We start from the raw sequence: 20210 nt of genomic DNA on the forward strand, positions 1-20210 counted from the left end.
GAGCCTGACGGGGCGGGTGCGTGTCCTAGCCTTCACGGAGCCTCTTTCCGGGCGGGGAGCCGGGGAAGATCCGCCCACATCCTTCATACACTATCTCAGCAGAATATTAGAACCGACGCTCTACTAGTAGTCTCATACATGACTGCCATGATCATGTACCGGGCCGCCATTGCGACCGCGCAGGCCTATGGCGCCCTCCTTGTAACCATCGCAGAATGGCTAGATACGCATAATCCTCAAACGACCTAAATTTATACCTACCCTCAGGCTCATATTAAATATTGATTGAGCTACAGACGTTCACCGTCCGACGCAGGCGCCGAAAGAACAGGAATTCAATTCTTGGTTATTCTGCGCTTCCCTCTACCATTTCATCAAACGGATGAAGTGGATGGGGATCAGGTTTGTCGATGGAATATCGCTCAAAATGGCAACCTGGCGCTGTGCAATGCCAAGTCGTCTCCGGACGCTCTGGCCCAGGTACTCTTCTATGCATCATGAAACTAAGCATGAGCCTAGACGGCACAGATGTCGAGTACTATTCGTCGGAACTGGCTTTAAAATTGATGCGGAACTTCGCGCGGGTCAGGATCGACTGTCTATCTGTCTGCTCTAATTCTGGCGAGCTAGGACGACTTTCTGCCCCGCTGGCGTGATTGCCATTGTCAGCGGCGGATACCCAGCCCGTCATGGGTGGTGCTAGTTCATATTTATTGGATGAGTACAGAATAAGTACAGATGGTTGGCCCCAGCTGATGGGCTCACTACTGTGACTTGTTTGTTCTTTGAATCAGCAGCTTCACACCGTGTACCTTGGAGCCCACACGAAGGATTATTTGACGGGCAAAGATGGCCATCCTTCCCTCCACTTCAACACTTGGCCAGCAGTTTCCTTAGATCACAACGTTGAGTTGTCATATAGCGATCTGGAATGCCCTAAAACTCCGCTAGTTGGTCTTCGTAGGTTTCGGCGTGGTCAAGCTTTCATCCAAGCCGAAACCGCTGCCGGGCTGACCGTGCCAGCCGCTCAGGCAGCACTCCCCGACTACTGCTCCTGCATGGGGATGCGCACGCCGCGCTCGGCCGCAACCTCAATGGCACGCTCGTAGCCGGCGTCGGCGTGGCGGATCACGCCGGTGCCGGGGTCGTTGGTCAGCAGGCGCTGGAGCTTCTCGGCGGCCAGCGGCGTGCCGTCGGCCACGGACACTTGGCCGGCGTGGATGGAACGGCCAATGCCCACGCCGCCGCCGTGGTGGATGGACACCCAAGTGGCACCGGAGGCGGTGTTCAACATGGCGTTCAGCAGCGGCCAGTCGGCGATGGCGTCCGAGCCATCCTTCATGGCTTCCGTCTCACGGTATGGGGAGGCAACGGAACCGGAGTCCAGATGATCGCGGCCAATCACAATGGGCGCCTTCACGCGGCCGTCGGCCACGAGCTGGTTGAACATGACGCCGGCCTTCGCCCGGTCGCCGTAGCCCAGCCAGCAGATCCTGGCCGGCAGTCCTTCAAACTCAACATGCTCGGCGGCTGCGTTGAGCCAGCGGTGCAGGTGCGCATCTTCCGGGAACAGCTCCTGCAACGCCTCATCCGTCACGCAGATATCCTCCGGGTCCCCGGAGAGTGCGACCCAGCGGAACGGGCCCATCCCCTCACAGAACAGCGGGCGGATGTAGGCCGGGACAAAGCCGGGGAACTCAAAGGCCCGGTTGTACCCGCCCTTGCGCGCCTCGTCGCGGATCGAGTTGCCATAGTCAAAGACCTCGGCGCCGGCATCCTGGAACTCCACCATGGCCTGGACGTGGCGGGCCATCGCGTTCTGCGACTTCTTCGTGAAGCCGTCGGGGTCGGCCGCGGCCTCGTTGTGCCACTCCTCCACCGAGTATTCCGTGGGGAGGTAGGAGAGCGGGTCATGGGCGCTGGTCTGGTCGGTGACAATGTCCACCGTGAATTCGCCAGCCTGGTGGCGGCGCAGCACCTCCGGGAACACCTCAGCCGCATTGCCGACGACGCCGACGCTCAAGGGCCGCTTCTGCGCCTTGGCTTCCAGCACGCGGGCCAAGGCGGTGTCCAGGTCCGGGGCGAGCTCGTCAAGGTAGCGTTTGCCAACCCGGCGCTGCAGCCGCTCGGCGGACACATCAACAACCAAGCAGGCGCCGCCGTTGAGCGTGACGGCCAACGGCTGGGCACCGCCCATGCCACCGCAGCCGCCGGTCAGGGTCAGCGTCCCGGCAAGGGTGCCGCCGAAGCGCTTAACGGCAATGGCGGCGAACGTTTCAAACGTGCCCTGCAGGATGCCCTGGGTGCCAATGTAAATCCAGGAGCCGGCCGTCATCTGTCCGTACATGATCAGGCCCTCGGCCTCGAGCTTGCGAAATTCGGGCCAGGTGGCCCAGTCCCCCACCAGGTTCGAGTTGGCCAGCAGCACCCGGGGAGCCCAGACGTTGGTGCGGAACACTCCCACGGGCTTGCCCGATTGCACCAGCAGGGTTTCGTCGTCGTCGAGGGTCTTCAGCGTGGCCACAATGGCGTCGTAGGCTTCCCATGAACGTGCGGCGCGGCCGGTTCCCCCATAGACCACCAGGTCCTCGGGGCGTTCGGCAACTTCCGGATCCAGGTTGTTCATGAGCATACGCAGGGGCGCCTCCGTCTGCCACGACTTGGCCGACAAATCGGTGCCGCGTGCTGCGCGGATGGTGCGAGAAGGGTCGTGAATCGTTGCCATGATGAATTCCTTAGCTGCTGGTCTACTTCATGGAACCAGCTGGTTCCGGGCAGAAGTTCCTTTCCTTCCATCCAACCCCTGACTGACGCACCATTCTAGGGATCACGCTGTGCAGCTGTCTGTCATACCGGACATGCCACCCCCACAGCCGGAGCCTTGCGAAAAGGCACGTGCGTTGACGATCCAGACAACGGCTAGGCTTGGTGTATGCCTTTGAATGTTTGTTCCTGGCGCACTGCTGTGCCGTTTGCCGCCGTCGCCCTGCTACTTCTGACCGCTTGCGGGCCGTCGGTGACAGTCGACGAAGCCAAGGATGCCAACAACCCCGCATGCGCGCCGATGATGGTGGCCCTGCCCGATGCGCTGGCCGATGCCAAGCGCCGCACCACCAGCAGCCAGGCCACGGCAGCCTGGGGAGATCCCTCCGTGGTCATTCTGCGCTGCGGCGTCACCGTCCCGGGACCCACCACGGACAAGTGCGTCACCGTGAACGGCGTGGACTGGGTCATGAAGGAAGGGGACTCCTACTGGACGCTGACCACGTACGGCCGCAACCCCGCCACCGAGCTGCTGCTCTCCAAGAACAAGGTTCCCTCCGACACGGTCCTGACGGAAATCTCCGCCGCTGCAGCCAAAATTCCAACCACAGGGCACGGCTGTGTAGGCCCCAATGATGTGCCCAACCCCAGCCCAAGCACGACGCCGAACTAGGCTTTCGCGCCCAGCCTCCACAGTGAGGTGGTTTCCTTGCTCCGCGCAGCGAAGAACGGGTCGCTGCGATCCATGGAGCGCGGATGTTTGGGAGGTGTGTCCAGTTTTCCCAAAACCTCGAGCCCGCCCTTGTCAATCCACTCCAGCAGTTCTTCGCGCGAGCGCAGACCTAGGTATTCAGCCAGATCTGAGATGACCAGCCAGCCTTCTCCCCCGGGCATCAGGTGCCCCGCGAGCCCGTTCAGGAACGCCTTGAGCATACGGGATTTGGGGTCGTAGACGGCGTTGTCCAACAAGGTGTTCGCGGTCCCCGGCAGCCATGGCGGGTTGCAGAGCACCAGCGGGGCCCGCCCGTCCGGGAACATGTCCCCTTCGGTGGCCTCGACAACATCCGCCAGCCTCAACCGTTCAAGATTGTCCTGTGCACAGGCGATGGCCCGCGGTTCGCTGTCCGTGGCCACTACCCGTTTTACGCCGCGCTGCGCCACGATGGCCGCCAGGACTCCCGTGCCAGTGCCAATGTCAAAGGCCAATTCCTGCGAGGGCAGCGGTGCCTGCGCCACGAGCCCCAGGTATTCGCTGCGGATGGGCGCAAAAGTACCGTAGTGCGGGTAGATGACAGCGTCCAGCTCCTGCACAAACACACCGTTGCGGCGCCATTCATACGCTCCGACGGCGCCCAGCACGTCCTGCAACGGGGCCACCACGGGCCCCACCACGTCTCCAGCTGCGGCCCTCCAAGCATCAGCCACATCGGGTGCCCGGCGCAGTGCTACGGTGGGGCCCGCCTCCAGCGGCACGAGCAGCAGGCCCAGCATCCTGGCCCGCTGTGTCCGCCCTTGGCGGTAGCGGTAGAACGCCTTGGCGACGTGCTCGCCGTCATGCCTGGAAAAAATGGGCAGGCGCCTGGCCATGGCGGAGAGCAACTGGCGGGCATTGTGATAGTCACCCTGCCACAGCATGGCCGTTCCGTGGGCGGCAAGGCGGTGGGCATCGTCGGCTGTGAGAGAATCGTCCACCACCTGCACCTTTTTTGGCGCCGGTGCGCCGCTGGCGGAGAACCACACGGCCGTATGCCCGGTGTCTCCCTGTGTCCAGCTCAGGGTGGGTGCCGCAGGCAATGGCTCATGGCTCATGGGCGAAAATGCTCCTTGGGATGGCGGCAGACGGGGATTTTCGCGTTGCTCACGAAGGTGTGTGCTTAGCTCACTGCATTCGCGTCGACGGCGCTGAGGTGGCGGTGCCCGCGCGGGCGGCGACGGTGGAGGGGGACGTTCCGATCACGGCAGATAGAAGCTTTGGGGCCCTTCGCATTCCGGCGTCGGCGTCCATCACAGCGCAGGCGGGGCTTTCCAGCCGAGATGCCGCGGCCGGGGGAAGAAGTGTTGGCGCCCGGAACGACGAGCGACACTCCGCCAGAAGTCGTTTTGGTCACGGCGGTGGCAGTTTTGACGCTGAAGCTCATGGGGGGGCTGCCGCCGGCGGCCAAGGCCAAACCAGCCAGCACGGCCACCACAGCCTGCAATTTCGGACCCAGCGTAGTGCTGCTGCCGGGGATGCTCTTCACGTTCTGCTACCTCGCCAGTTCTACTTCGTTGATTTCCGCGTACACCTCATTGTCCGGTATTAACTCGTCGAACGCCAAAATGGTGACCGCCAGTTCTCCTCCCGCGGGAAGCGCGCGGGCCCGCACCCTCGCTGCCCGCGCTGCCTGCACAACCTCCGGGGTGGCCAGGAGGCGGCCACGGACCTGATCGCGCAGCTCAGCCTCCAACAGGGCGAGCTCCTGCCGCTGCCCCGTGGAAAGCTCCCCCGCCGCGATGGCTTCCAGGGCCGGGCGGGTGGTCTGCTCCAGTTCAAGCATCCACGTGTCCCGGTACAGTCTGTGCGCATGTTCGCGACCCAGACGCGTGGCCGACTCCCTACTCTGCTCCGTGTACGCGGCGATATTGCTGCGGCTGCGACCGAGCATGACATGCATGGCCGTGGCAATGACCATCCACATGACAGGGGTAAGCACCAGCGCCAACGCATCCACCAACGACAGCCCGTGCGCCATCGACGCGCTGAAGTCCAGGACGGCAAACGCCACCATGCCCAGCCATGCCAGCAGTACCCGGTTCCTAAACGCCATCGCCACCAGCAGCATCTGAATGGCACCGTTTTGCCATGACGCATAGCCCGGATGCACCCCTGTTGGCAGCACGCCGGTCACCAACACATCGACAAGCACGACGCCGGTCACAACAGCCAGTGCCGAGCCCAGCGGCAGCTTGTGCTCACGTGTCCGCCAGCAAATTGCCACCACCAGGGCCAGAGTGACGACCATGGCCGCCAACGGCTGCCAAAGGGACGTGACCTTGTGCAGGTTGGCCACGCCAAGAATCACGTGGACAACAGGCATGGGAATGGCAACGGCCAGCACCAGCCACTTGCTAATCACCTTGTCCACGGACACCCCCTTTCCGTGGCCATTGCAGCCGCACCAGCGTTCCTCCGCCTGGACGGGAGATAATTTCGGCGCTGCCACCGGCCTGGCACATGCGCTCGAAGATGGAAAAACGCACCCCCATCCGCTCCAACGGAACCGTTCCCACATCGAAGCCCGGCCCGTCATCGCTGATGTCAAGCACCACTATTGCGTGGTCAGTTTCCAAGTCAGTTTCTAAGTCATTGAAGTGTTCATTGGCCCCACCCCCGGCACCGGATGCCCTGCTACTTGTCTCGGGTGCCGGCCCGGGAACTGAACTCCCACCTGCAGTGCAGCTCCGAGAGCATATTCGGCCGCATTCCGCACAGCCTCCATGGCTGCCTGGGTCAAGGCTCGTGCCGCGAGCAGGGGGATCTCCTGCCTGCCACCCGGCACAGACTCCGGAACCTCTACCTGCACACCCAGGCTGCCAACGGCGGCCCCCAACCTGACCAGCCACTCGCGGGTGGTGAGATGGTCGTCGGATGAGGTTCCGGCGTCGTGCTTCACAGTTTCAAGCTGGGCCAAGGCAGCCACCGCAGCGCGATGCGCGGCCTCCACCACCTCCTGGGAGCGGGCCTGCGAAGCGACAATCAAGGTGCTGAGGATGATGTCATGGGTCAGTGCGTCAAGACGCCGGCGCTCCAGCGAAACTGCCTCCGAGCGGGCGGCCTCGACGAACTTTTCCACGGCTTCCACGGCGGCTTGGTCAGATTCCAGGACAGCGCCGAGCACCGCCCAGATGGGGGCGACGATCACGGTGGTCATGGCAACGGTCAGCAGCGCGTCCTGCCAGGAGTCGGACCAGTGGCGCCCGGAACCGGCCGGCAGCAGCGGGACGGCAAGTATCAGTATCGAAAAAACCAGCCCATAGATGCTGGCCATCTTGATGTCCTTCGCGACCGCTGTCAGCCCCCACCCCGGCGCCGGCAATGCCCCATGACCAGGGGCGGGCGTCGGGGCTCAGGCCATTGCCGATCAGGCCCAGATGCCACAGCAGAAAGCCGAGCAGGATCATCCACGCGACCGTCCCGGCTAAGAGGCGGCGCAGGCCAGCACGTTTCCGGGGGATCATGGTGGCTAGGGTCAGCACCGGGATCAGGACCACGAAAACCATGTAGTCGAGGCGGGCTTTACTCCCCGCACCCTGGAGGAGGTCGGGCAGGGCCAGCGCAATGAGGAAGCAAGGCAAAGAAGCCAATGGAACGGGCCAGCAACAATTCGGTCAACTCGACCGTGTTGGGCTTGATGGCGAGTCGTGGTTTGGTGCGGGGCTTGACTGCCTCCGGAACTTTGGAGTGGGGGCGTAGCGGCCGGCTGCCGCGTACTTTTCGCGGATGCGCTTGATGTTGGTGCCCACCGTGTTGGCGGAGATGTTCATGCGCGTGGCGATTTGGCCCCGCGTGAATCCGGTGGCGTAGAACTTCAGGGTCTCGTGTTCGCACTTGCTCAGTTCAGCGGCGACGAAGCCCCTGTCCGATGAAATCGCGGCGGCCAGTTCCTGGTTGTCAATGGTCTGGCCGGCGGCGACCATGCGCACCATCTCCAAGGTGTCGCGAATGTCTTCGGCCTTGCGGGAAATTCCCGAGGCCCCAGCGGTGAGGGCTTCGCGGATGGCGTCCGGGTTGTCGCCCAAGCTGAAAAAGAACCGGGTAGCCGGCGGCGAGACCCGCGCGGACGTTGTCCGCCGGTGCGGAGCCGTCAGACAGCGACAAGTCCAGCACCTCCACATCAAACATTCCGGGCGATCCTTGCAGCAACCTGCCCACAGTGTCCGCAGCTGTCACGACCTTCAGTGGGTGTTCAGAAAACTTGGCGTTCAGGGCGGCACCAGCCGAAAAGCCGATGCGCACCACTTCATTGTCATCAACAATGCCAACACGAACAACCGGATACAGCATTGAGACTTCCCAGAAGTACGTGACCTTTTATCCAAAGCATAAGTCCGGGCGCCGCTTGCAGTGAGTGGTGACAACCACGCGGGCATCATGACGCGAGCACCGCAAAGCACGGTGGGGCCCGGCGCCTGGATTCTGGCGTCGGGCCCCACCGTGCTGTGCTTGGTGTGGATCAGCGCACCACGATGGTGATCTCCCTCGTGGCCCGGTCGAAGGTGATCAGGTCCCCAGCTGTTTCCACCGCTGGTGTCACCTTGGCGATGCTCTCATTCGACTCAGCAGCTGCACGGCTGCCGGAGCCGCTGCCCTCCAACGTCCGTCCCATTTCGCTGATGCCCTGACTTTCGTCAAGGACCCCCGCCCCTGTGGCTGCGGCATCAGCGCCGGCATCCATAGCTCCCAGCGCCAGCACCGGTGCGCTCGGGCGCCAGAACGTAGTGCCCCAGAACGCAGACCAGCTGTGCGACCAGCTGGACTGGTTCCCGTTGGCACGCAACAGCAGGGTGGCGAAACGGACATCGTGCCCACTGCGGGCCAGCATGACCGGCCCGGGGTTGCCTTGGAACGTGAACTCGTCAATCACGGCCCCATTCGGAGCATGCGAGCGGAAAGTCAGCCCGTTCAGCCGCACCGTGTTGATGCCCGGGTTGAACATCCGGATCGACACCTTGATGAAGGTCTCGCGGCCCGCGCCCAGGAAGACGGGCGTCACCTTGATGTCGTACCAGATTCTCGAAGCCGCTTCCAAGGCGGCACGGGCATCGATCCGCCCAAAGCCGAAGCCTTCGTCCCGGCCGGCTGTCCCCAAATCCTTGGCGGTCAGCTTGATGATGTCCTCCACCTCCCATGAACGCAGATCAGGATCCACCGCCAGAATCAGGGCCATGAGTCCGGCAACGTGCGGGGTTGCCGCGGACGTGCCGTTGAAGGTGTTGATGTGGTTGCCCGCTGAATAGCCCCCGCTTCCCATCATGTCGGTGGTCGGAATCTTGACCCCGGGAGCCACCACGTCCATCTCGGGGCCGTAGTTCGAGCCCCACCAGGTCTCGCCGTCGAGACTGGTCTTGCTCTTGCGCTGGTCCCACTGGTTGCTGGCGCCGACGGCGAGGAATCCCCGGATGGATGAGGACAGCCGCGCCGGGTAGCTGACGCCGCGGACATTGTCATTGCCTGTGGCTGCCGCGATCGGAGTTCCACGCCCGCCCCGCCCGTTGGTCTGCGCGTACTTGAAGGCGTTGGTGATCGCCGTGCTGGCCCCTCCACCACCCCACGAGTTGGACAATACATCTGCCCCGAGATCGACGGCGCGGCGGATGCCAGCGGCAGTGGTGGCGTCCGTTGTGGACCAGTACCTCTTGCCGTCACTGCCAATAAAGCCGTAGGCGATGCGCACGTGACGAACCCGGCTGTTGGGTGCCACGCCGGAGATTCCCCTGCCGTTGCCGGCGGTGGCGGCGGCAATTCCCGCGCAGGCCACTCCGTGACCGTCAGCGGCATACGGACTCGGATCAGAGTCGTTGAACCGCGCATCGTAGCCAGCTGCTTGAACGTAGTCCTCGTGCGCGTTTCCGCCCTCGTCGATAATGGCCACCGAGATGGCCGAGCTGCCCCGCGAAATATCCCACGCCTCAGGGCAACGGATCTTGGTGATACCCCATTGCGAAGAGAGCAGCGGGTCATTGGGAGTGAAGGACGGCCCGCTCTCCCCCAGTTCCTCAGTTTCCGCTTCAAACTCTTGAATGGCGGTCAGCTGAGAGGTGAGACGCACGAAGTTCGGGACGGCATAATCGACGCCGTCCAGCTCGTGTAATTCGTTGGCAACCTCCACGGCCGAACCCTGCTCGCCTGTGGTCTTGACCAGCCTGGCCCCAGGCTCCGGGTAGTCGTCCTGGACGGTTTCGAGCCGGTACTTCTTCAGCACCCGTGCCGCTGCGGACGCATCGCCGCCGAACTTGACGATCAACTCTCCGTTGTCGATGAGGGCCGCAGGCTCCACGCCGTCGGCCTCGTCGGTTTGTGATTCGTAAACGTTCGGTCCCGTGGTTGCAGCCTCGGCACCAAGGCTGGCCGCCGCATGCACGGCACCCGGAACCGTCCCGGGTTCCCCGGCATTCTCGACCTTGAAGACCACCAGGCCCAGGTCGCTCATCCGGAAGGCCTCAACTGGCTCCTGTGAATCGGCTGAAAGGGCAGCGGCGCCCCGGACCATCGAATCCGCTTCATCGTGGGTCGCCCGGACGGCGACGAAGTGGCGTGAGGGAACCAAGGGTACCCGCTCTCCATCGGCGTAGTAATAGGCCGTGGTATCGGTCATGTCCGACATGATGCTGCTCCTTTAGTGATGTTGGGTGCACCGCGTCTTTGCGTTGCACCCACTAAGAGGGCAAAAATCGTCCTTTGATACGTACATGCCAGTTCCGGTGTGTCATTCCAGGCGAGGGGCACACCACGGCGAGCCAAACCAGGTGAAGCTGGCATCGAGCGGGCTGTCGCAGGCAGCGGCCAAGGCTGCGGGCCCGTCCTGCCCGGCAGCAAGCCGACGGTGCAGCTCTGCCATGACCCGGGAAGCGGTGGTATCGGGGACATCCGTCAGCGGGGCCACCACGGCCCCCACGCCCATCGCCAAGAGGCTGGAGGTCAGCCCAAGGGCCTCGTCTCCCGGGCGCAGCCTCCCCAGGCCGACGCCGCAGGCGGAGAGCACCACGAGTGAGGACCGGATTGGCACCTGTTCCAACTCGTGGGCGAAGAGCAATCCACCGTGCAACCGCAGCGAGGAAAACAACGGGCTGTCCTCGCGGTGCCGCCCGTGGGCGGCAATGTGGACCACGTCGTAGGTGGCCAGCGCCCTAATGACCGCGCCCTGATCGGCAGGAATAGTCCGCACGGCGGCCCAGTGGGCTGCGACACCGGCGCATTCCTTCTCCGCCAGAGCCAGTCCAGGGCCTGCTGCAACGGCCACCCGGGGGGCACGGCCAAGAACGGTGGCGCCAGCGCGCCAGGAACGCAGGGAACGGCTGACCACCACGCCGCGGCCACGCAGGCTGGGCAACATTGCCCACGGCAGCCGCGCCAGTGCCCCGCTGGGCACCACGACCAACGGGCCGCTGCCGGGAGCATCAGGCAGAACCATCTCTTCAAGCCGCTCCAAGGACTCTGCGAGCGAGGAAAGGATAGTTGCTTCCAAACGGCCTGCCGGGGCTTGGGCGCCTGCTTGTGCATCGGCGGTGACGCGCGAGAGCAGGTCGGTGACTTCCTGCCGGGTTCCCAGACGCAGCAGCTGTGCGGGCCGGCCCGGGGCGAGACGTACGGCATGCAGGAAATCCCCTGCCCAGAAATAGTCCATGACCCCGGCGTCGCCGACAAATGATCTCGTCAGTCGTTGTGCCGGGAGGGCCGGTCCCTGCTTCTGGCTAGCCCAATAATGCTCACGCAATTGGAGTTCAATCACGCCAATTGCTGTCCGTGTTTGCGGGGCTGCTCCGGGTACGCCTGTGCGCAGTTCCTCGTGGAGCCGGCGCAGGCTGGACCAGAGGCCTGCAATCTCCACCTTGGCCGGCGGAATAACGGAGGGAAATCCCTGTAGGGCCGCCCGCCAGCGCTCGGTGGCCTGCAGGGCCGCCCATCCGTGCCCATCAGCAGCCACCCGTTCAAGATCGGCCCTGACTATGGGCTGCAGATGGATGGCGACGGCGGTGCGCAGATCCAAGCTGGACACGCCTGCACGAGCAGCAGCAGTGAGTGCGGCAGCTTCACGCATCAGCTTGTTGCGGTGGGCGGGACTTCCGGCAATGGAAAGCTGGGCGGAAATACCCATGATCCGCGTGGCAAGGTATGAGGATTCCCGCAGCCGCCGCAGGGCACGTACCGTCTCGCCCCCCGGCGTCGTGCCACCGACGGTCCCTGCCGCGATGACCTGCACGGCGATGGCCCTGTCCGCCAGCCATGGGCGACCGGCTGCTCGTGTTCGGGACGCCAAGTCCCCCGCTGCGGCGGCAAGTTCGGCATCTGCGGTACCGGTGCCGGGCAGCCGGGCCTCAAGAGCAACAAGTTCAGCTCCCTGCGCACGGGCGTCCTCCCCGCGCCGGACGGAATCCACTACGACGTCGTGGGCAATTGCCACGCCCCGCGCGGGCTGTCCCGAGAGCACGGCCCAGCGAGCCTGGTCCAGCCTGGCTTCAGACCATTCTTGGAAGAGTCCCGCCGTGTGCAGCCCTTCGACAGCCTGTTCCAGGAGCCCACCAGCCTCCTCAACGAGCCCCGCTTCCAGTAGCACCCGCGCCCGGTCATGCCACGCCACTGAACGTTCCACGTCCACATCAAGTGCGTCCGCCTCCGCCATGATCCGCAACGCTTCCGGCAAGTCCCCCCGCAGGTATTCAACGAATCCTCGGTTGTGCATCGCGATGAATCGGTACACTGGCAGGTCCGTGGCCAGGTCCGCAGCCGCCTGCAGGTCAGCGGCGGCTTCGGCCAGTGAACTGGTCCTGGAACCGATGGTTCCCTTGTTGATCAACAACCTGATCTGTTCATCGACAGACAGGGCTGCGGAGAGTTTCACGGCGGCGCGCATACGCCCGAGTGCCACATCGAATTCCCCGGAGCGGGCCAACAAGACGCCCGCCTGAAGGTGGGCCAGGGCGCAGGTGTCTGCACTCCCGCGGGCAGCCGCTTCGGCAAGAACTACGTCGATTGTCTCCAGCCCCGCCGCCAGCCCTTGTTCGTCGCATCTCAGCCACGCTCCGGTCAGACGGAGGCGAAGCCGCAACTCCTCGGCAACCCGTCCCTCCAACCCCTCCAGCTGACGTCCAGCTTCATCCAGCTGTTTGCGGACCTCGGCCAAGTCGTATCTGGCGACTGCAGTACGTGCCGCCTGATACGCCGCGTCGGCGGCCGGAAGTGCCCCGGGTACAGACACTTAAAACTCAATCACCGGCGTCATCACGGGCCGTTCCGCCGGATCGGCTGGACGGAGCAGGAAGCGCAACGCACCACGGGCGACGTTCCTCCACAGCAGCCGTCCGTGGGCATCCGAGGTGCTCCACCGCGCGTTCGCTCCGGAAAGGACGGCCACATCGATGCCACCACCGGTCACCCAGCCGTCAATCCTCAGGGTGCCGTCATCTTCCTCGACTGTCCGGATCATCAACTGCAGTGCGGAGCTGGTGAAGGTTACCGTGTTGGTGGTCTCAGTCTCCCCTGAACGCATGGCCGGCATGACTTCTTCAGTGAGGGTCGCGATTTCGGCATCGAGCACCCCGAGTGAGAGGGCGAAGATGACGTCGTCGTCGAGTGAAGGCGGGGGCGGATCAACGACGTCGTACAGCGCGGCAATGGAGTCCATCAGCCCGGCGTCGAGGTTCTCCAGTGGTGAATCGGCTGCATTGCTCATAGTGTGCTCCAGGTCGGGTCAGTGGCAAGAGCCTGGCGAAGTGCTGCCAGGCAACGGCCGCGGGTCGGGCCGATCGACCCCACCGGAATACCGAGCGTCTCGGAGAGGGCGGCATAGTCCGGCGGGCCGCCGCGGCTGACGACGCGCAGGATGGCTTGGCACCGGGGGGTGAGCCGGGAGATGTGCATCCAGAGCTGACGCTGGGACTCGTCCATCAGCACGGTTTCATCCGGCCCAGGGCCAGTATCCTGCACTTGAACAAGGACTTCGGCATCCTGCCGGGGAGCCTCCCGACGCCGTTCCCCGGCAACCCGCCAAGCCTCACGGCGGACCGAGATACCAAGCCAGGCGAGCACGGCCTGCGGATCCCTGATTCCCTCGGCTTTTTTCACCAATGTGAGCCAGGTCGTTTGGATCACGTCCTCCGCGTCTGCGCGTTCGAGCCCGCAGCCGCGGGCCAAGTGCCACAGGGTGGGATTGAGCAGCCGCACCAGCGGTTCTATCTGGCTGCGCTTCCCACCCTGGAACTCACGGAACAACTCCGCCGCTTCATCGACGAGGCTCCGTGGCGTGCTCATGGCCTTGTCCATTCAAGGACTTTGGCATACGCCACCCAGCCCAAGTCCACGCGTTTCTCGGCCACAGGCTCCGTGGAGTCCACCATGTGCCGGGCAAGCTCCGCAGCCAAGACGGGTGCGGCGAAGGAGGTGCCACTCCACACCCCGAAGCCGCCGGTGAAGTCATCCGGGTCAATGGTGGAGCGCTGCGGATCAGCACCGTTGAGCGTGGCAATCATCTGCCGATCCCCGCGGAGGTGCGTGGGCATCGTGGAGACCACGGCGGCACCGGCCCGGTGGCAGCTGACCCATGACCCGGCATTGCTGAAGTAGGCCACGGTCTTGTCGGGATTCAACGCACCCACACCGACGAGCGGCAGCTTCCCGTGAACCGGCGTGTTGGCTGCAAAAGCAGCCGGATACATGGGCGCGGTTGTCGAGCTGTTGCCTGCCGCTGAAACCACGGCAACTCCAAGCTCGCCGAAGCGTTCGAGCAGTTCACACAGCGGCGCATCTGCCGTCTGGTCCTCCGGCGCCTCGTGGTAGTAGCCAAGCGACAGACTCAGCACGTCGATAAGCTCGGCTGTGTCGCCGGATATCAGCGCCTCCTCCTGCCGGCTAAGCAGTGAGTTGAGGGTTGCGATGAGGCAGGATTCGGACACGACGCCGTCGTCCGTCATCACCGGGATTCCCAGGATCACGGCCGTGGGACAGATTTGCCGGATGATGCCCGCAATGAACGTGCCGTGCCCGGCGAGCGGAAGCAGGGTGCCGTCCAACGGGTTGCGCACCGGTTCAGGTGTCGCCGAGCCGGAGACAGTCCCCTTCCTGCCCAGCAGCTCGCCGGACACGAATACATTGGCGGTAGCAGTTTCCGGATCTTCGAACCACGGATGCTCTTCGAGACCTGTATCCGGAATGACGACCACAGGAGCCCGTTGGCCAGGCGGTGCGGGCACGCAAGGGTCGGGCAGGACCACGGTGACCGGTGAGCGTCCGCCCGCGCCGGGGAAACCGTAGCTGGCTGCGGGTGTTCCAGCCCCCACGTAGTAAGGCGCACCCACATAGTACGGGGTGCCGGAGTAGTTCGGTCCTTCCCACTGGCCTGAAGAAGCTTGAGCTGCCGTCATGGCATGGTCGAGGGAAACCCCCTTCCCGGCGCCCACCTGCCTGAGGTGCACGAGCAGGCGCCACGCGTCGAGGTCCGCAGGCTCGCCTAGAAGGACGAGCTTGCTCATCGTGGAGCGATTTTTGGCACGTTCGATGCCGATTTTCGCCATCACCCCAAGAGGCACGAAATCCACGCTGATGCCAAGCTCCTGGGCCACTTTTTTGATGAGCTCCACTCGCTCCTGGACCTCACTTGCCGGACAGGAAAGCAAAAGTGAGTCCGCGACGTAGACGGTGGCAGAACCGTCAGGAGGCGTCACGACACGGAATTTCCACGCAGCCGCAACGTGCGGGTCGATCTGCGGGAACGGGTTGCCCGGGTACTTCCTCGGTTCGTTGATCTCGTCCATGATGGTCCTTTCAGGGATGGTTCCTACACCGTAGGAGGACCCTGGGCCCGTGGTGATACATCAACTCCCGGCTACCCCGCACATCCGCCATGCCGCAATGATCCCATCGTCCGGCCGGGAATGCACCCCTTGACGGCAGGCTCGACTATTCTCAACCGCGGTAGCGCGCACAAAAATTCGGGCAGCCGCGGAAGAATGAAGTCGCTTCAGATATCGGTTCGTTGAACCATCCGGTTAGCGCAGGCCAACTTTGCGGTGCAGGGCAAGCTGGAGCAGCTCGTCGATCAGTTCCGGGTAGCTCAGTCCCGAGGCTTCCCACATTTGCGGGTACATGGACGACGGCGTGAAGCCGGGCATCGTGTTGATCTCATTGATGATCAGTTCCCCGGCCGCGGTGTAGAAGAAGTCCACGCGGGAGAGTCCCTCGGCGCCGACGGCGTCAAAGGCTGCCGCAGCCAGCTCGCGCACACGCACGATGTCCGCCTCGGGCATCTGCGCAGGGCAGCTGAGGTTCACGGCATCGCCCTGGACATACTTGGCCGCAAAGTCGTAGAACTGATGGTGGTCGCCGTCGACCATGGCAATTTCACCGGGCAGGGACACCCTGGGAGCGTCGCTCCCCCGGCCCTCAAGGACGGCGATTTCGATTTCGCGGCCCACGATGCCGGCCTCAATCACCAGCTTGAGATCGTGCTCGCGTGCCTCGGTGATGGCAGCATCCAGCTGCTCGGCCGAGTCCACCTTCGAGATGCCCATGGAGGAGCCGGCGCGGGCGGGCTTCACGAAGACGGGGAAGCCAAGGGCTGCCACGCGCGCGCGCACCTTCTCCGGGCTCACGGTCCATTCCCTATCGGTGACCGCAACATAAGGCCCAACGCTCAGTCCGGCGGCCTCAAAAACCACCTTCATGAAGTGCTTGTCCATGCCGATCGCGGACGCCAGCACTCCGGCGCCCACGTACCGGGTGTCTGAAAGTTCCAGCAGGCCCTGGACGGTGCCGTCCTCACCCCACGGCCCGTGCAGCAGCGGGAACACCACGTCCACGGCGCCGAGCTGCTCGGGCACGTTCACAGCATCCGAGACCACCAGCTGGTGGCCACCGCCCAGGTGCGCCAGCGAAACGGTCTGCTCTCCCCCGGCAACCTCCGGCAGGGCACCCCCGGCGAGGGACACGCCGTCGATCTCCCCGCCAACCAAAACCCACTGACCGTCCTTCGCAATGCCGATGGGGACGACGTCGTACTTGTCCTTGTCAATGGCACCCAGCACGCCGGCGGCCGTCACGCAGCTGACCGAATGTTCGCTGGAGCGGCCCCCGAAAAGAACGGCAACGCGAATACGCGCAGATGTAGCGGGGGAATCAGTAGTCACGCGTTAATCGCCTTCGGATTTCAGTTGGCGGGCCAACAGCAGCGGGCCCAGTTCATCGACAGTCAGTTTACCCTCAAGCACGGCCACCACGGCATTCGTGATGGGCATGTCAACACCCATCTTCGCGGCCAAATCCGAGACTGCACGCCCGGACTTGATGCCCTCGGCGGTCTGCGTCATGCGGTTGTTGACGTCCTCCAGCGTAAGGCCCTCACCGAGCATGCGACCGGCCGTGTGGTTGCGGCTCAGCGACGACGAGCACGTGGCCACGAGGTCGCCCAGCCCGGCCAGCCCGGCCATGGTCTCGGCCTTGCCGCCCAGCGCCAGTGCCAACCGCGTGGTCTCGGCCAGGCCGCGGGTAATGACGGCGGCCTTCGTGTTGTCGCCCACCTTCTGACCCTCACACATGCCCACGCACAGCGCAATCACGTTCTTCACGATCCCGCCAATCTCCACGCCCACCACATCGGAGACCGTGTAGGGACGGAAATACTTGGACTTGCACATTTTCGCAACCCATTTGGCAGTATTCTCATCCACACAAGCCACCACCGAGGCTGTGGGCTCCTGGCGCGCAATTTCCATGGCCAGGTTCGGGCCAGAAACCACCACAACGCGCTCCGGGCCCAGTCCCAGTTCCGACTGGATCACCTGGGACATGCGCTGGTCCGTTCCCAGCTCCAACCCCTTCATCAAACTGACGACGACGGCGTCCTTCGCCAGGTGCGGGGCCCACCCGCTCAACTGTTCGCGCAGCGTTTGTGCAGGCACGGCGAGCACCACCAGCTCGGCGTCGCGCAGCACTTCCGCAACATCCGTGGACGCGGTGATGATGGCCGGCAGCGCAATGCTTGTCAGGTAGCGGGGATTGCGGTGGTTGTCATTGATCTGGTCCACCACCTCTTGCCGCCGGCCCCACAGCACCACTTTGAGGTCGGTGCCTTCTGCGCCGTCAGCGAGGATCTTCGCAAACGTGGTGCCCCAGCTGCCTGCACCCAAAACCGCAATCTTGGCAGGCGCCTTGCCATCCACGTAGCTCACTTCAGGTCCCCTGATTCTGTTGGGCCGGCGTCGTTCTTCATGTCTTTCCCAGTGCTGGGTGCCCCCGGTTTGGGAGCCTTGGGGCTCTGCCCGCCGCGCTCCACGAACCGGCCGTGGGCCGCTTGGTGGTGGGCGGCAGGATCCCAGCGCTGGGCCGGGGCGGGCTCACCGCGCAACTCGACCAAAATGGCGGTGATGGCTGCCATGATGACCTCCGTCATGGCTTCCAGGGTGGCCTTGTCGGCATCATGACCGGCAAAGGCGCTCAGATCAACGGGATCGCCCACCACAACCCGCACTTTTTTGCGCGGGAAAATCTTGAACCCCTTGGCGTAGCGTGGGAACACCTCTTGGGCGCCCCAATGCACCACGGGAATCACCTTGGCGCCGGTGCCCAGAGCCAGCCGGGCAGCGCCCGTGTGACCCTTCATGGGCCACAATTCGGGGTCACGGGTGAGCGTGCCCTCGGGATAAACCACCACTGCGCCGCCGCCGACGAGCACTTCCTGTGCCACCACGAGCGACTTGCCTGCACCCACACCGCTACGCTCCACCGGTATCTGGTGGGCTCCGCGCAGGACAGCGCCGAGGACGGGGGTTTTGAACAGTCCGTCCTTAGCCAGGAAATACGGCATGACGTTCTGGTTGTACAGCAAATGCCCTACCACGATGGGATCGATTTCGGTGCAGTGGTTGGGCACCACAATGAAGCCCTCATCCCGGGGCAGGCGGTCCAGTCCAAACCATTCCTTGCCGATGAGCACGTTCATGATGCTCCGCGCCACCCCTGCAAGAAGGGCGAAGAACATGCGGGTGCGCAGCGTCATGCCCTGGGGTTTGAAGGGCCGCTTGTGCGCCGGTTTGCCCTGGCTCAGGAGGTTGGGGCTGGGCTGGCCTGAATTGGGGAGGTCGGGGTTTGAACCGGCACCCATGGAGGCTACCCCGCCTTCCGGTCAGATTCCAGAACGTCAAAATCGGCGCCCAGGCCATCAAGTTTGGCGGTGAAATGTTCGTAGCCGCGACTAATCACATCAATGCCCGTGACGTTCGAGGTACCCTGGGCGGCCAGAGCCGCAATCATATGGCTGAAACCACCGCGCAGATCAGGAATGTTGATATCGGCACCCCTCAGTGGCGTGGGTCCGGAAATCACTGCTGAGTGAATGAAGTTGCGCTGGCCAAAACGGCACGGGATGCTGCCCAAGCACTCGCGGTGCAGCTGGATGTTCGCCCCCATGCGGGTCAGTGCCTCGGTGAAGCCAAACCGGTTTTCATACACTGTCTCGTGCACAATCGAGACGCCCTCGGCCTGGGTCAGCGCAACGACCAGCGGCTGCTGCCAGTCGGTCATGAAGCCGGGGTGCACGTTCGTTTCCAAGACCAGCGGCTTCAGGCTGCCGCCCTTGTGGAAGAACCGAATCCCGTCGTCGTGAATGTCCATGCCGCCGCCGATCTTGCGGAACGTGTTCACAAAGGTCATCATGTCGCGCTGGGTGGCGCCCTCAACGTAAATATCTCCGCCGGTGACAAGAGCCGCCGAGGCCCACGAGGCTGACTCGTTGCGGTCCGGCAGGGCAGTGTGGTCGTAGCCGGTGAGCTCAGCAACGCCCTCAATGCGGATGGTTCTGTCCGTCTGCACCGAAATAATGGCACCCATCTTTTGCAAGATGGCAATCAGGTCGATGATCTCCGGCTCGGTGGCGGCACCTTGGAGTTCGGTGATGCCCTCGGCGCGGGTGGCGGAAAGCAGCACTTGTTCCGTGGCGCCGACGCTGGGGTATGGGAGGGAAATCTTGGTCCCCTTCAGGCCCATGGGAGCGGTGATGGCAATTCCACCACTGGTCTTTTCCACGACGGCACCGAACTGGCGCAGCACGTCCAGGTGGTAGTCGATGGGGCGGTCACCGATCTTGCAGCCGCCAAGGTCGGGGATGAAGGCATGGCCGATGGAGTGGATCAGCGGCCCGCACAGCAAAATGGGGATGCGTGAGTCCCCTGCGTGTGTGTTGATCTCGGCGCTGGAGGCCTTCTTCGCCAGGGCCGGGTTCATCGTGAGGTCGCCTGTGACGGAATCCATGTCAACTGTGACACCGTGGATCCGCAACAGCGAGGTCACCACCTCGACGTCCTTGATCTCCGGAACGTTGCGCAGCGTTGAAGGGGCATTTCCCAGCAACGCGGCCACCATGGCTTTGGGAACCAAGTTCTTGGCACCGCGCACCTTGACACGTCCCTTGAGCGGAACACCGCCTCGGACTGTCAGAATTCTGCTCATCGTCACCTAATCCTTTGTTCCACGTGTGGGCTCGCAACCTGCCCGGGCTTCAGTCAAGCATAGTTTCCCGTCTCAAGATGCTGAAATGCGCGCTCCGGCCGGGTCGAGGCGAAAAGTGGCTCGGGGGCTGTTGTGGTGATCCGACGCTGCTATAGCGGAGTCCGTGGACCACTACAGCCCCCGGCGTCTCTGAACAGGCTCTCCGCGCGTCAGTCCCCGGCCACCTCCATCCCCCACAGGCCGGGCTGCGAAT

At 63.8% G+C, this 20210-nt stretch carries 17 protein-coding genes; 1 reads left to right on the forward strand and 16 read right to left on the reverse strand.

The window, feature by feature from the left end:
* Window positions 1-1045 precede the first annotated feature (1045 nt).
* Window positions 1046-2725: a urocanate hydratase gene (hutU, locus tag JMA46_RS12590; RefSeq protein ID WP_207345694.1), complete on the reverse strand. Its 1680-nt coding sequence runs from the start codon at window positions 2723-2725 to the stop codon at window positions 1046-1048.
* Between the two features lie 207 nt (window positions 2726-2932).
* Here hutU and JMA46_RS12595 point away from each other — a divergent pair, with 207 nt between their 5' ends.
* Window positions 2933-3436 carry a DUF3515 domain-containing protein gene (locus JMA46_RS12595; protein WP_207345695.1) on the forward strand — a complete coding sequence of 168 codons (504 nt, stop codon included), beginning with the start codon at window positions 2933-2935 and terminating at the stop codon, window positions 3434-3436.
* Here JMA46_RS12595 and JMA46_RS12600 read toward each other — a convergent pair.
* From JMA46_RS12600 to murA, 15 genes are all read right to left on the reverse strand, one after another.
* Window positions 3433-4572: a class I SAM-dependent methyltransferase gene (locus tag JMA46_RS12600; RefSeq protein WP_207345696.1), complete on the reverse strand. Its 1140-nt coding sequence runs from the start codon at window positions 4570-4572 to the stop codon at window positions 3433-3435. The genes JMA46_RS12595 and JMA46_RS12600 overlap by 4 nt on opposite strands.
* Before the next feature lie 65 nt (window positions 4573-4637).
* On the reverse strand, window positions 4638-5003 hold the full coding sequence (locus tag JMA46_RS12605) for a hypothetical protein (protein WP_207345697.1): 366 nt from the start codon (window positions 5001-5003) through the stop codon (window positions 4638-4640).
* Window positions 5004-5009: 6 nt separating this feature from the next.
* Window positions 5010-5888, reverse strand: coding sequence for a hypothetical protein (locus JMA46_RS12610; RefSeq protein WP_207345698.1), 879 nt, complete (start codon window positions 5886-5888; stop codon window positions 5010-5012).
* Entirely contained in the window at window positions 5872-6093 is a 222-nt protein-coding gene (locus JMA46_RS12615) for an ATP-binding protein (protein ID WP_207345699.1), read from the reverse strand. The genes JMA46_RS12610 and JMA46_RS12615 overlap by 17 nt, the downstream gene beginning before the upstream one ends.
* Before the next feature lie 8 nt (window positions 6094-6101).
* Window positions 6102-6791: a hypothetical protein gene (locus tag JMA46_RS12620; RefSeq protein ID WP_207345700.1), complete on the reverse strand. Its 690-nt coding sequence runs from the start codon at window positions 6789-6791 to the stop codon at window positions 6102-6104.
* A gap of 340 nt (window positions 6792-7131) precedes the next feature.
* Window positions 7132-7542, reverse strand: a complete 411-nt coding sequence (locus JMA46_RS12625) for a LuxR C-terminal-related transcriptional regulator (protein WP_207345701.1) — start codon at window positions 7540-7542, stop codon at window positions 7132-7134.
* Window positions 7543-7976: 434 nt separating this feature from the next.
* Window positions 7977-10127 carry a S8 family serine peptidase gene (locus JMA46_RS12630; RefSeq protein ID WP_207345702.1) on the reverse strand — a complete coding sequence of 717 codons (2151 nt, stop codon included), beginning with the start codon at window positions 10125-10127 and terminating at the stop codon, window positions 7977-7979.
* Between the two features lie 102 nt (window positions 10128-10229).
* The gene (locus JMA46_RS17645) at window positions 10230-12719 is read right to left on the reverse strand and encodes a CHAT domain-containing protein (protein ID WP_207345703.1); all 2490 of its coding nucleotides are present in this window, start codon (window positions 12717-12719) and stop codon (window positions 10230-10232) included.
* Complete coding sequence (locus tag JMA46_RS12640) at window positions 12720-13193, reverse strand: hypothetical protein (RefSeq protein ID WP_207345704.1); 474 nt, start codon at window positions 13191-13193, stop codon at window positions 12720-12722.
* Complete coding sequence (locus JMA46_RS12645) at window positions 13190-13771, reverse strand: sigma-70 family RNA polymerase sigma factor (RefSeq protein WP_207345705.1); 582 nt, start codon at window positions 13769-13771, stop codon at window positions 13190-13192. Before JMA46_RS12645 ends, JMA46_RS12640 begins: the two co-directional genes overlap by 4 nt.
* Window positions 13768-15270 (reverse strand): S8/S53 family peptidase, encoded by a 1503-nt coding sequence (locus JMA46_RS12650; RefSeq protein WP_207345706.1) that lies wholly within the window; start codon window positions 15268-15270, stop codon window positions 13768-13770. The genes JMA46_RS12645 and JMA46_RS12650 overlap by 4 nt, the downstream gene beginning before the upstream one ends.
* Before the next feature lie 234 nt (window positions 15271-15504).
* The gene (locus JMA46_RS12655) at window positions 15505-16641 is read right to left on the reverse strand and encodes a D-alanine--D-alanine ligase (protein WP_207345707.1); all 1137 of its coding nucleotides are present in this window, start codon (window positions 16639-16641) and stop codon (window positions 15505-15507) included.
* Window positions 16642-16644: 3 nt separating this feature from the next.
* Complete coding sequence (locus tag JMA46_RS12660) at window positions 16645-17682, reverse strand: NAD(P)H-dependent glycerol-3-phosphate dehydrogenase (protein ID WP_207345708.1); 1038 nt, start codon at window positions 17680-17682, stop codon at window positions 16645-16647.
* Window positions 17679-18509: a lysophospholipid acyltransferase family protein gene (locus JMA46_RS12665; protein ID WP_207345724.1), complete on the reverse strand. Its 831-nt coding sequence runs from the start codon at window positions 18507-18509 to the stop codon at window positions 17679-17681. The genes JMA46_RS12660 and JMA46_RS12665 overlap by 4 nt, the downstream gene beginning before the upstream one ends.
* A 110-nt stretch (window positions 18510-18619) precedes the next feature.
* On the reverse strand, window positions 18620-19957 hold the full coding sequence (gene murA / locus JMA46_RS12670; protein ID WP_207345709.1) for a UDP-N-acetylglucosamine 1-carboxyvinyltransferase: 1338 nt from the start codon (window positions 19955-19957) through the stop codon (window positions 18620-18622).
* Window positions 19958-20210 lie beyond the last annotated feature (253 nt).

The sequence above is a fragment of the Arthrobacter sp. E3 genome (genome assembly GCF_017353415.1).
GTDB lineage: Bacteria > Actinomycetota > Actinomycetes > Actinomycetales > Micrococcaceae > Specibacter.